The organism is Bacillus sp. BPN334, assembly GCF_008368885.1.
In the GTDB taxonomy this organism is placed as follows: domain Bacteria; phylum Bacillota; class Bacilli; order Bacillales; family Bacillaceae_G; genus Bacillus_A; species Bacillus_A wiedmannii.
The window spans coordinates 324,838-337,352 of the sequence record NZ_QOZW01000003.1; the positions used below are offsets into that span (position 1 = coordinate 324,838).

Below are 12,515 nucleotides of genomic sequence, written 5' to 3' on the forward strand. Positions count from 1 at the left end.
TGTATATAGCCCTTCCTAATTTTATTAGGAAGGGCTATATTTTATGGGAAGATAGGTGATAAATCAAAATGTATGATTTATACTTTATTATTTATGGAATAAGTTAAATGATTTGAAAAAATTACCTATAAATAAAAAAGATGAATTCTATTAAAAATAGAATTCATCCATTACATAAACGGTATACAAGGAAAGTAAGGTATTTATCGTGAACGTTGAAATGTTATAGTTCAAATTAGTAATAAACTATTTGTTTTTATTACAGTTACATCCTTTTTTCTTTACATAGCCTTGCTCGGCTAAATCTCTTTGTGATTGGGAATTGGAAGATTGAGAATTCGAAGACTGAGAGGATGCTGATGAACTACTATTTTTATTATTAGAGTAGTTTTTTCGATAGTTATAATTACTCATAGTACTATCACCTCCAATTAAATATATAAATATTATATGTATGTACTCTATTAATTGTTACGAAAAAAATAGGAATGGTGGATATACAATAAAAAATCTCCTACGAATTTTCCGAGGAGATAAAAAATTGTCTATTAATGAAATAAATTAATATCCCCAGTAAAGAGGGAAATAGTATGAATCTTGGTAATATAAATTTTGTTGTGGATTAGGAGGCTGAGTTGTTGGGTTTATCGTGCCGCGGTTTTGATTACAGTTTGCTGGGGGACCAATTACTGTAGTGGATTGAATAGGGGATATCGCTTGTTTCCATTGTTGTTCATCGAGACAGTAAGTATGGGCCATCATATTAGCGGGAGTTAGTCTTAAAATATCAGAACCAAAAATAACTTCTGGGGTTGGGGCATCGAAAATAGCTAATAAATGAGTACCATCTGCTGTAGCAATTTCATAATGCCACCACGCTTGTGGAATGTTGGCAACTTGCCCTGGTTTTATCGGTAAGTTTAATATTTGGTTTGTAAAAGGATTAAGTAAGGAAACAACAGCAGATCCTGAAATACAGTAAACAAGTTCAGCTGCATTTTGATGAATATGCGGCTCTATAACATTTCCTGTACTTAAATAGATATCTAATAAAGAAGTATTTTCTAACGTATTTAATTGTTTCATGCCAAGTACGTTTATATAATTTTGGGCATTTTTCTTAAAAAAATTACTTTTACTTAAATCATGGGTGAAATTAGTTGTGGGGGAAGTGTAGTCGATATTAGAAGTCATTTGTATTACCCGCCTTTCTATAGGTAAGTTAGGTTACAAAATTAGGATATGTGTCTAGTCTTTGTTATGTGCCGTTTTCCGTAGCTTAATAAATTTACATATCCCATAAAGAATATAGATTGTACTTTGTACTTACTTTAATATTGATACGGATATATAACAGTTAATATCGATGTTGGGTTAGGGTTGAAGAATATAGAAATTTATTTCATCAATTTTGAAAAAATGGTTTCATTACGATAAAAGACGACTCCCATTTAGAAAGGTAGTCGTCTTTTATTTAAGATAGTTTTTGCTTAATATTTAATTGTGCTTTAGCGGTATTGGCATAATTGAGCCAATCTAATTCCAAGTTTAGTTTAAAATCAAAATGTATTTCGATGATGTCAAAATGAGAAACCTTTGTTTTAAGTGGAACAGTGATCCCATTTACTTTTGCTTTTTTCATCTTATGTGCAATTTTTGGAAATGCAGAGAAAGAAAAATCAATGATTGTAGCACCATCAGGTAAATAAACTGGTTGTAAATCTGTAGTATAAGCTGTAATAGTATTTTCAAATAGTTCATACGATACTAAACTACGGAAAGTGATTGGATCTGTAGTTAATAAATTGTTATTCACAATTGTATCATCCATTATTTTATAAGATATTGCTTGAATATTTGCAGTTCTATCATTCAATAAAGAAAAAATCCCGTTATCTTTCAACGTTTTTGCTATTTGTGTTTGAATGATAATTGTTTGTTCAGCATCATTCATATTGACTTTAGTTTTTAAGTTGTTATTAAAATGGCTATTTTCAAGTGCTATATTATCCTCGAAATAGTTTATAGTTGGTTTATATAATTGATATATTATTCCAAGAATTTTATAGCAATCTAGTACACTTGTAGTTGTAATACAAATTTGTGAAATACCTGATACATTTTGTATTTCTTGTAATTGTGAGTATGTAGTATATACTGGGGGGAACTCATAGTTTATTTCAAATGAAAGGTTTGTATTAGAAAAAGAATGTATCCCTTTTCTTAAATGAGTTATATTTTTTTGAAGATGTGGCACATATTCGGTTAAAAATTTATGTACTTCAGTATATCTTCCTTTATGTAGATATTGAAAAGCAAGATTTTCTAATTCATACTGGATTGTATATAACCCTAATCGCTTTGCAAGTGGTGCAAATAGTGTTAATGTTTCATTCGCATAAGCTACTTGTTTTGCGGTTTTTTTAACACTCAATGTTTTTATATTGTGAAGGCGATCTATAACTTTAATAATGCCAACACGTATATCTTGTTGAGAGGATACTAGTAATTTTTTAAAATTAATGGCTTCGTACAATACTTTGTTTTGATCTTGTAGTTTTTTTCCTTTTGTTAATCCGTTTACAATATATTGAATAGTCGCACCAAAATGTGATTCAATTTCTTCTAGAGAGTATTCGGTATCTTCTACAACATCGTGTAATAAAGCAGCAATCAATGTTGTAATGTCAGCTTTATAATTTAGCAGTATTTCTGTAATCGCGAAAGGGTGAATAATATATGGTTCTCCAGTTTGACGGTATTGTCCATCATGTGCTTTCTCTGCAAAATGTATAGCTTTTTTCAAAAGTTTTAATTCATCAGATCGTAGATAATTTGCCTTTTGTAATAATACCGTGCTCATATATATCCATCCCTTAAATTTATTTTTAATAATAATTCTATATAATAGAATAAATACCCTTTGAAATTGTTTTAAGTGTGTAAAAAAATAAAGATATTGAGATTAAACTATATTCGTATATCCATTCATACTTTGGATTGATGGAAAAAAGTAATGAACGTGTTAATTTAATATTACATCAATCATTAATAAGGGGTGAAGGTTCATGTCATTTAGTGAAATGATTAGAAATGAAGTACTTGGCTGGGCAGGTGTTTCTGAAAAACCGCATCGATTTGGTGGTATTGAAATAAATTATGGTAAGAAAGAACTTGGTCATTTGCATGGCGATAAGTTAGTTGATTTACCATTTCCAAAGGTAAAGCGGGATGAATTAGTGAGCCAAGGATTGGTGAAACCACATCACGTATTACCTGAATCAGGATGGATAAGTTATTATATAAAGAGTGAGGAGGATATTCCATTTGCAATTGAGTTATTTCGTATGCAATATGACAGAATAAAAAAATAATGAAATAAAATAGATAAGTAAAAATATATTTTCATGTCACATCCCTCCTTAATCGTTCGTCTTGTATGTAGAACGGATAAGGAGGGATTTTATTATGAAACATTTTGATATAGCAATTGTTGGTGGTGGGCTTGCTGGATTAACAGCATCTATATATTTAGCGAAAGCTGGAAGGAAGGTTATTGTATTAGAAAAGTCCAGTCACTTCGGTGGTCGAGGGATGACTATAAATAAAAACGGCATTTGTATGAATCTTGGTGCACATGCTTTATATAGAGGTGGAGAAGCGTTTATAACTTTTAATGAGCTAGGAGTAGATCTTCCAGGTGGAATCCAATCTACAAAAGCACATGGAATATGGAAAGGGGATATTTATACCATTCCAACAGATTTTCGCTCTATTTTATCAACACCGTTACTTTCATGGTCTGCAAAAGTCCAGTTTGCTCGTCTTATGATTCATTTAGGAAATTTAGATGTAGGAAAAGTTCCAAAAATGAGTCTAACTACATGGGCAGAAAATGAAATTAAAGATCCAATGGTTCGAAATATATTTTATGCATTATGTCGAACAACAACATATACGTATGCTCCTACAATACAATTAGCATCTTCCGTACTAAAACAAATACAGTTTTCTATGAAAGAAGGAGTACTTTATGTAGATGGTGGTTGGGAGACGATAATAACAAATTTAAGAGGAATAGCGAATAATAGTGGTGTACAATTTCTGGCTAAAAAGCATGTTTTGAAAATAGAGCATTGTCAAGGAAAACAAAGAATACATTGTTTTGACGATGAAGTATTTGAAGCAGGTGCAGTCATTGTAACAACTCCACCGAAAGAGGCATGTAAAATTATAAAAGGTACAGAAGGAACAAGTTTGCAAAAATGGAGTGAACAATCTATACAAGTGACCGTGGCAGCTTTAGATATTGGTTTAAAACAATTACCGAATCCTTTGCATCATTTTGCATTGGGATTAGATCAATCTATATTTTTCACGAATCAATCGAGAGCAGCTAAATTAAGTGAAGATGGATCAATTGTAGTGAGTCTAATTAAATACCATAACCCTGTACTAGAACTGAATCATATTCAAGAAGAGAAAGAACAGTTAGAAAATATGATGGAATTGTTACATCCGAATTGGAAAAGAGAAGTTGTTGCACAGCAATATTTACCGAAAATAACGGTAGTATATGATTTTCCTCATATTGACCGTGTTGAAAAACCAGGCCCTAATATACCTGGAATGCCAGGTGTTTATGTTGCAGGAGATTGGGCTGGGCATGATGAAATATTAGCTGATGCTGCGGTGGCAAGCGGAAAACGTGCAGCGTTACACATATTAAAGCAATCCGAAGGTGAGGCAATTCATCATGGAAACGGAGCAATTATATGAAGCGTATCAATCATTATTATTTTCGTTAGCATATAGAATCCTTGGGAGTGTTATGGATGCTGAGGATATCGTTCATGACGTTTTTATCTCGCTAAATAATATAGAGGACGTTCAATCTATAGAAAATATGAAAGCATATTTATGTAAAATGGTAACAAATCGCTCAATTGATAAATTACGTTCGGCGGCACATAAACGGAACGTATATGTTGGAATGTGGTTGCCAGAGCCATTTGTGGAAGAGACTGATGATCCATCAGAGTCATTTGTAATGAAAGAATCCATTTCTACGGCATATTTATTACTTTTACAACAATTGTCTGAGGCAGAGAGAGTTGTTTTCATATTAAGAGAAGTTTTCGGTTATGACTACAGAGAAATCGCTTCAATTGTAGATAAGAGTAGTGCGAACTGCCGAAAAATCTTTCAACGTGCACGAAAAAGTATTTTAGATAAGCCGAAGCAGTCAAAGTTAAGTACGAAGAAAATGGCTGCCTATGTGGAGAAATTTGTATCATCATTGCAGTGTGGGGATGCGCAAGGCATGTTAGAAGTATTAAAAACAGATGCGATATTAAAAGCTGATGGTGGTGGTAAAGCTACAACTGCAATCCATCCAATCTATTCTGCAGATAGAATTATACGTTTATTCTTTGGAATTGGGAAGAAGTTTCCGGGAGAATACAATGTTGATTATAAGATAGTAAATGGCGCCCCAGGTGTTCTTGTTAAAGTGAAAAATAAAGTGACCTATGTGCTTTCATTTACATTTGAGAATGAAAAAATCGCAAACATTTATATGATGGTTAATCCGGAAAAACTTATTCACTTAAATATAATAGTATAAAAAAGACGCATTTCTTTAGAAGTGCGTCTTTTTTATTATTTCTCTAACATTTCAAGAGGTACATCTTTTTCGCCGGCTACCTCAAATTTAATTTCCCCGTCTTCTTCATAAATACGTGAAATAATCGGTATAGTAATCATTAATTTTTTATGTTGTTTGCGCTTTCGAGCAGCATCTAAGCTAATCACGTTCATTGTAAGCATCCTTTCTTCTAGAAATATATAAACAAAAGAAAATGCGTCCGGAAAGGGCGCTTAATTGAATTTGAAATACCGATTCATTTAATTGGGGTTTGTATTTTTTAATAACTGCAATCGAATTAAAAATAGTATGAATGGAATAATTGCACGTAGAAATTAACTTTACCAAAAAACGAAACAATATGCTATAAAAAAATTCAAATCTTTGTCATATAACGGGAAAAAGGTTTTTGTTTCGCATATAATGAAAGTAGACGGGCAGCAAGAGCTTTTTCATCATATTGCTTTGGAAAGGCGATGAAAAAATGGATACGTTAGATTCATTATTATTTCAACTTGAACAATATGGAGAAGAGCATGATCGAAATAAAAAAACACGGGAAGAAAAATTACGGAATATTACTCGTGAGATGGGGCAGTTTTTATCGATTTTAGTAAAAGGGTGTAGCGCAAAAAACATTTTAGAAATCGGAACTTCTAATGGTTATTCTACATTGTGGTTAGCTAACGCGGTAGAAGAAACAAATGGAAATGTAACAACTGTAGAGCTTTCTTCAGAACGAGTTGGAGAGGCACTTGTCAATTTTGAAAAGGCAAACCTTTTACAAAGGATTGATGTTCATAATCAAGAAGCAGGGGCATTTTTAGATGCACAATTAGATCACTCATTTGATTTTATTTTCCTAGATTCAGAGCGTACGCAATACATGTGGTGGCTTGAGCATATAAAACGCATTTTACAACCAAAGGGTTTTCTTGTTGTTGATAATGCAACCTCTCATGCAAGTGAGTTAGCCGAGTTTAGAAAAATGATTGAAGAAGATGAAATGTTTGAAACGGTCTTATTGGCATTTCAAAATGGAGCATTTGTAGCGCTTAAGAAGAGTTAGGATTAAGCGTAATATAATTATCACATTTAAGAAGGGTGTATGTCAAAAGATTGAGTACAGTAGGATGGGAAGGACGTAATTTATATACGTAACATACGAAGAATCCGCCTTCAGCATGTTGTTCTCTAGGTCTTAAGTCTGAGGAAAATAATGTTGAGAACAGGTATACTTATACTAAGAAACAGGGAATGACTGCATAGACAGGCATTTCTAAAAAAATCGATTTCAAGCAGTTAGAATGTATATGAAATACGATATAATAGATGAAATATAGTGCATATAAATTCGCACATATAAATAAAGGAGCGATTTTGTTGACTGAACTCGAGAAAAAAGAACCTGTATCCATTGTGAAAGATAATAATGTAGAAGTAGTAGTAGATACAGTTATAAAAGATCAAGAATTAGAGGAACTGAATAAAGAAGCTGATCTTTATGTACAAAAATTAAATAGCGAGCAAAATACGGATTTATCAAAAGTATTGTCACAGCTAGGAGATTTAGGGGATAAAGAGCAACAAGCAGCAGGACAAACGTTATCAGCATTAAAACGTCCTGTAACAGCGATGATGAATGGAAAGAATGAAGAAATTCCAAATACATTGTTAGAATTACGCAAAGTGGTATCAGAGCTTGATCCGAATTCATTAAAAGCAAGTGGTATGAAGAAAATTATGTTTAAAGTATTCAAGAAAAATCCACTTGAAACATACGTGCATAAATATCAATCTATAGATAAACAAATTGAAGAGATTATAAGATCCCTTCTAATTGGTCGTGACAACTTACAAGAAGATACAGTTGGCCTTGAGATGCTTAAAGAACAATCGCACGATAAAATTCACGCTCTGGATAAACAAGTATACTTAGGAAGAAAACTCGCTGGTATGCTGGAAGCTGAGAAACAAAATCCAGAACGTCAAAGAGATATTCCATTAATTAATGATGCATTAGAAAAAATTCTAGTACGTACACGAAATATGCAGCAAGCGAAAAGTGTACTATTACAATCTATCGCATCTGTAGACATTATTAAAAAAAATAATGAAAAGTTAACAGAGGCAATTCGTAATGCAATTACGATGACGCAAAACGTTGTAACAGTTTCAGCTGCTATCCAGTTAGCCCTAACAAATCAACGTAAAACAATTGATGCAGTGAATGCGACAAATGAAGCAATTGAATCAATGGTATTAAGTAACTCACAAGCATTAAAACAAAATACAGAAGAAACAACAAAACTACTTGAAAATCCTGCAATTAGCATGGATAAATTACGCGAATCATTCCAAAACGTATTTGCTGCGATTGAAGCTTCTGAGAAATCATCAGAACGTATTATAGAGTCAAGTAAGAAGTTTGTTATTGAACTAGACACATTTAATGATGAAATGAAACAAAAACTCATTCAGCGTCCAAGGAAATAACAGACTTTTAGAGGAGGTGAAAAAATGAGTTTCATTCAAACAGTATTAGTACTATTGGGTACATTGCTTTTAATCGCATTTACTGTCGTTGTTTTAGTTGTATATTTCGGACGCAAACTGTTTTTTTCATGGACGAAACCATATAAAAGGGCACACGATTCTTTAGATAAGTTATCGAATAAATCTTTGCCGTTTCTACAAGAATTTACACAACATCCACTTTTTTATCGCTGGATTCGTACGGAAGGAAAGAAAGAACAATATACATTAAACACGCTTTTCTGTGCATCGGGTCAACGTACGAGAGAGCAAGTATTCTCAATGTTACCGAAAGAAAAACAGAAAAAAGTACATGTAATGGCAAAAACAACGAAAAAACTTACAAATGAAGATATTGATGTAGCGGCGATGAAAGTAAAAGATTTTTTAAGACAAGAAACGCAGCAAACAGTAAAACCGACAGACTTATCGTTTTATAAATTGTATTTTTATGATCGATATCCAGATGCATTAAATACAATTCAAGCGTATAAACGCTCAATAAACCCTTCATTACAAAGAACGGTTGATGAAATTACAATTTCAGTATTAAATGCCTTGCCGTATTATCAGGAGCAGCGTATGTTTGAACAACAACATAAACTTGAAACATTCTTAATGAAAGATTTAACAGCGATGCTATCGTTAGTCGTACAATTACCACCTTCACAACGACCAGAAAAAGAAGAAGAATTAAAAATCTACTTGCAAAATTTCCAAAAAGAAATGGAAGTAGTCGAGCGAGATATTCGTGACTCGATTGATCACGATTTGAATGTGAAGATGAGAGCAGCGACTGAGAAATTTAAGAATAAATAAAAAAAGCGCCTTAAAGCTATAGTTCTTAGCTTTTAAGGCGTTTTTTATTAGTTGTTATTTTGCTTTAACGGTAGTATGACTAGATGCAACACTTTCATTATGCAATCGATCAACTGCAGTTACTACATACGTATATGTTTCTCCAGAAATAGCTGTTTTATCTACATAAATTTCTCCAAGTTTTGTTTTTCTTACAGTAGTAAGTAAATGTTTCGGATTTTCTATATCCACTTCATTTTTTCCATTCACACGGTAAATGGCGTAATAAGCAGAATCATTCTCTCTATCATCAATGATACCTACAGCAATACCTTCTTCTCTTGGAATGGCCCCTTTTAAAGTCGGTTGTTTTGGTGGATCATGATCAAGCCAAGGCATAGATGGGATTAATGCAGGATGTTTATATATGTCTTTTGCGAGTCTATCTTTAACCCCTATTGGATTGTTATTAATATCTTTTAAGCTAAAATGCATACTACCTTTTATTTCAGGATATAACCGGTTTAATGCAATTTGTCTTGGATATTCTTCAGGATTAGACCAAGCTGGGACAGAATTATTATTAATTTTATAGGCCGCCTGACCGATGTATAGGTGAATCGGTTTATTATTTGTTTCTTTTACCCACCAATCTACTAATATGTCATATGCAGCTGGTGTGAAACCAATATTCCAATAAATTTGTGGTGTAATGTAGTCAATATATCCTTTTTGTATCCATTCACGTGTATCGGCATAAAGGTCATCATAGTTTCTTTGACCTGCAGTTGTGTTAGAGCCAGTTGGATCGTCAGCTATATTTCGCCATACGCCGAACGGACTTATGCCAAACTTTACGTATGATTTTTCTTGTTTTATAGCAGTATTTAAACCTTTGACAAGTTCATTTACATTGTCACGTCGCCAATCTTCTATATTTGTAAATCTACCATTATTATACGTTTCGAACGTTTTTTGATCGGGGAATTGTTCACCCGCTACTTTATATGGATAAAAATAATCATCCATATGCAGTGCATCAATATCGTAATTTTGTACGATTTCTAAAGCGCCTTCTGTAATAAATTTTTTCACTTCTGGAATACCAGGGTTGTAATATAACTTTCCTCCATAAGGTACAACCCAATCCGGATGCTGTTTTGCAGGGTGGTTATCCGATAACCGATTTATATCAGTGTGATTCATCGTTATTCGGTATGGATTAATCCATGCGTGGAATTCTATATTTCTTTTATGTGCTTCTTCAATCATAAATGCGAGCGGGTCGTATCCAGGATCTTTTCCTTGTGTACCTGTAATGTATTCAGACCAAGGACCGTAATTGGAAGGGTAAAAAGCATCAGCGGTTGGTTTTATTTGTACAACAACTGCATTCATACCAGTGTTTTTTACATCGTCTAATAATCTAATAAACTCTTGTTTTTGATTTGCGATAGGTAAGCCAGTTTTTGAGGGCCAGTCAATATTAAGTACAGATGCAATCCATACAGCACGTAATTCGTGTTTTTTATACGTAGTATTTACTTCAGCGTAAGTAGAGTGAGGAGAAATGAAAGAGAAAGGAATAAAAAAGATGCCGATACAACATATCACTAATAAACGTTTCATGATTATTTATACGCCTCCCTATTATATGGTTAGCTAATATGATATCCGAGGTGAGGTTGTACTTACAATTGAGAAAAATAAATATTGAAACATTAATTTAATAGGAAAAATATTTTTACTGAAATTTACTTTCAATATAACTAAATTCTTTTACTTCTTCATATGCTTGTTAGTAAAGTGAAACTTCCTTTCATCCGAAGGGGATAATTTATAAGTATAGGAGGATTAATAAATGAAGGTTTTATTCGTTTGTTCTGGAGGGATGTCCAGTGCAATTGTTGTAAACGCTTTAAAAAAAGAGGCGGAGAAAAAAGGTGTAAACATGGAAGTCTATGCCATTGGAACAAGTGAGATAGAGGAAGAAGTAAAGAATGGCTGGGACGTTGTAATGGTTGCACCTCAAGTAAGACATAGATTTGACTCTGTTAAAAAATTCGCAGAAGAGGAATCTATCCCGTGCGGTATCATACCGCCACAAGCATACACGCCGCTTGGCGGACCGACTTTATTAAAAACTGTAAATGATTTAATTAGTTAGGGGGAAGCGTTATGAATAAATTTGTCACGTTTCTTGATAGAAACTTATCTGGACCGATGGCAAGGCTTTCTGAACAGAGGCATTTACAAGCAATCCGTGATGGAGTTATTTCAGCGTTACCATTTATTATTGTAGGAAGTTTCTTTTTAATCGTAGCATTTCCACCATTACCGAAAGATAGTTTCATATCTGTTTGGGCATTAAAAAATCAAACAAGTATATTAATACCATATCGTTTAACGATGTTTATTATGTCTTTATATATAGCATTTGGAATAGGGTATAATTTAGCGAAAAGTTATAAGCTAGATGCTTTATCAGGAGCACAGCTTGCAGTATGTTCATTACTATTAACATTAACGCCTGAATTAATTGATAAAAAAGGGTTTATGCTTCCGATGACAAATCTCGGAGGTCATGGATTATTCGTGACAATGATTGTTTCTATTTTATCAGTTGAGATTTTAAGATTTTGTAAGACGAAAAATGTAATGATTAAAATGCCAGAACAAGTACCGCCGTCTGTTTCACGTTCGTTTGAAGCACTTATACCTGCTGCATTCGTTATTATTTTAATGAGTTTAGTAACTGTCGTTTTTAGTATTGATTTACATCATGTAGTTGATAAATTAGCGGCACCGTTAGTAAAAGCTGGTGATAGTTACTTCGGTGTAATCATTCCAGTATTTTTAATTACATTTTTTTGGTCATTCGGAATACATGGTGTGTCGGTTGTTGGAACTGTTGCCCGGCCATTATGGGAAGTATATTTAGGGAAAAATGGTGAAGCAGTTGCTAGTGGCGCAAATCAGTTACCATTCATTTCACCAGAACCATTATACCAATGGTTTATATGGATTGGTGGTTCTGGTGCGACGTTAGGACTTGTATTAGCTATGATTGTATTTGGTCGATCAAAATATTCGAAAGCATTATCAAGAACTTGTATTGTGCCTGGTATTTTTAATATTAATGAACCTGTTATTTTTGGATTGCCAATTGTACTAAACCCAATATTAATTATCCCATTTATCATTACACCACTAGTAACAGCAACTATTGCATACTCAGCAACCGCGATGGGGTTTGTTACACCAACACATATAATGCCTCCATGGACATTACCAGCTCCAATTGGTGCATATTTAGCAACAGGTGGGGATTGGAGAGCGATTGTACTCGTATTTATAAACATAACAATATCATTCCTTATTTATTTACCATTCTTTAAAATGTACGACAAAAACATGCTTGAAATTGAGAAAAATGGTGATGGGGAATCTGTTAATCCGTAAGTTTTATATTTTATTTTGAGTGATAGGCATTTTGTCTATCACTTCTTTCACATGAAGTCCAGAGAGGGTGAAA

At 33.2% G+C, this 12,515-nt stretch carries 12 protein-coding genes; 8 read left to right on the forward strand and 4 right to left on the reverse strand.

Annotated features, from left to right (window positions below; all coding sequences use genetic code 11):
* Positions 1-561: 561 nt before the first annotated feature.
* Positions 562-1,194, reverse strand: coding sequence for a cupin domain-containing protein (locus DN393_RS03330; protein WP_064474135.1), 633 nt, complete (start codon positions 1,192-1,194; stop codon positions 562-564).
* 280 nt (positions 1,195-1,474) lie between these two features.
* Complete coding sequence (locus tag DN393_RS03335) at positions 1,475-2,863, reverse strand: HD domain-containing protein (RefSeq protein WP_149173314.1); 1,389 nt, start codon at positions 2,861-2,863, stop codon at positions 1,475-1,477.
* 205 nt (positions 2,864-3,068) lie between these two features.
* On the opposite strand from DN393_RS03335, the gene DN393_RS03340 reads away from it, so the two are divergent.
* The 3 genes from DN393_RS03340 (at position 3,069) to DN393_RS03350 (ending at position 5,626) form a co-directional block, all read left to right on the forward strand.
* Positions 3,069-3,374, forward strand: coding sequence for a luciferase domain-containing protein (locus tag DN393_RS03340; RefSeq protein WP_002035104.1), 306 nt, complete (start codon positions 3,069-3,071; stop codon positions 3,372-3,374).
* Between the two features lie 94 nt (positions 3,375-3,468).
* Positions 3,469-4,779 (forward strand): phytoene desaturase family protein, encoded by a 1,311-nt coding sequence (locus tag DN393_RS03345; RefSeq protein WP_149173315.1) that lies wholly within the window; start codon positions 3,469-3,471, stop codon positions 4,777-4,779.
* Positions 4,757-5,626, forward strand: a complete 870-nt coding sequence (locus tag DN393_RS03350; protein WP_064474138.1) for a sigma-70 family RNA polymerase sigma factor — start codon at positions 4,757-4,759, stop codon at positions 5,624-5,626. Before DN393_RS03345 ends, DN393_RS03350 begins: the two co-directional genes overlap by 23 nt.
* 35 nt (positions 5,627-5,661) lie before the next feature.
* Here DN393_RS03350 and DN393_RS31360 read toward each other — a convergent pair whose 3' ends face one another.
* Positions 5,662-5,820 (reverse strand): hypothetical protein, encoded by a 159-nt coding sequence (locus DN393_RS31360; protein WP_001100983.1) that lies wholly within the window; start codon positions 5,818-5,820, stop codon positions 5,662-5,664.
* A 311-nt stretch (positions 5,821-6,131) separates the two neighbouring features.
* On the opposite strand from DN393_RS31360, the gene DN393_RS03355 reads away from it, so the two are divergent.
* From DN393_RS03355 to DN393_RS03365, 3 genes are all read left to right on the forward strand, one after another.
* Entirely contained in the window at positions 6,132-6,716 is a 585-nt protein-coding gene (locus tag DN393_RS03355) for an O-methyltransferase (RefSeq protein WP_000380142.1), read from the forward strand.
* 314 nt (positions 6,717-7,030) lie between these two features.
* Entirely contained in the window at positions 7,031-8,143 is a 1,113-nt protein-coding gene (locus DN393_RS03360; protein WP_000137410.1) for a toxic anion resistance protein, read from the forward strand.
* A 24-nt stretch (positions 8,144-8,167) separates the two neighbouring features.
* Positions 8,168-9,001, forward strand: a complete 834-nt coding sequence (locus DN393_RS03365; RefSeq protein ID WP_064474139.1) for a DUF3974 domain-containing protein — start codon at positions 8,168-8,170, stop codon at positions 8,999-9,001.
* A gap of 54 nt (positions 9,002-9,055) precedes the next feature.
* Here the strand turns inward: DN393_RS03365 and DN393_RS03370 are convergent, their stop codons facing one another.
* Positions 9,056-10,615, reverse strand: a complete 1,560-nt coding sequence (locus DN393_RS03370) for a glycoside hydrolase family 10-like protein (RefSeq protein WP_088048199.1) — start codon at positions 10,613-10,615, stop codon at positions 9,056-9,058.
* A 226-nt stretch (positions 10,616-10,841) separates the two neighbouring features.
* Between DN393_RS03370 and DN393_RS03375 the strand changes: the two genes are divergently transcribed.
* Positions 10,842-11,147: a PTS sugar transporter subunit IIB gene (locus tag DN393_RS03375; RefSeq protein WP_064474141.1), complete on the forward strand. Its 306-nt coding sequence runs from the start codon at positions 10,842-10,844 to the stop codon at positions 11,145-11,147.
* An 11-nt stretch (positions 11,148-11,158) separates the two neighbouring features.
* The gene (locus tag DN393_RS03380) at positions 11,159-12,442 is read left to right on the forward strand and encodes a PTS sugar transporter subunit IIC (protein ID WP_001032306.1); all 1,284 of its coding nucleotides are present in this window, start codon (positions 11,159-11,161) and stop codon (positions 12,440-12,442) included.
* The last annotated feature ends 73 nt before the right edge of the window (positions 12,443-12,515 follow it).

Excerpts from the sequence above, each read along its gene's own strand:
- DN393_RS03375 (WP_064474141.1), top strand. The coding sequence starts at position 10,842 with ATGAAGGTTTTATTCGTTTGTTCTGGAGGGATGTCCAGTGCAATTGTT.
- DN393_RS03330 (WP_064474135.1), bottom strand. The coding sequence starts at position 1,194 with ATGACTTCTAATATCGACTACACTTCCCCCACAACTAATTTCACCCAT.
- DN393_RS31360 (WP_001100983.1), bottom strand. The coding sequence starts at position 5,820 with ATGAACGTGATTAGCTTAGATGCTGCTCGAAAGCGCAAACAACATAAA.
- DN393_RS03350 (WP_064474138.1), top strand. The coding sequence starts at position 4,757 with ATGGAAACGGAGCAATTATATGAAGCGTATCAATCATTATTATTTTCG.
- DN393_RS03365 (WP_064474139.1), top strand. The coding sequence starts at position 8,168 with ATGAGTTTCATTCAAACAGTATTAGTACTATTGGGTACATTGCTTTTA.
- DN393_RS03335 (WP_149173314.1), bottom strand. The coding sequence starts at position 2,863 with ATGAGCACGGTATTATTACAAAAGGCAAATTATCTACGATCTGATGAA.
- DN393_RS03340 (WP_002035104.1), top strand. The coding sequence starts at position 3,069 with ATGTCATTTAGTGAAATGATTAGAAATGAAGTACTTGGCTGGGCAGGT.
- DN393_RS03380 (WP_001032306.1), top strand. The coding sequence starts at position 11,159 with ATGAATAAATTTGTCACGTTTCTTGATAGAAACTTATCTGGACCGATG.
- DN393_RS03355 (WP_000380142.1), top strand. The coding sequence starts at position 6,132 with ATGGATACGTTAGATTCATTATTATTTCAACTTGAACAATATGGAGAA.
- DN393_RS03345 (WP_149173315.1), top strand. The coding sequence starts at position 3,469 with ATGAAACATTTTGATATAGCAATTGTTGGTGGTGGGCTTGCTGGATTA.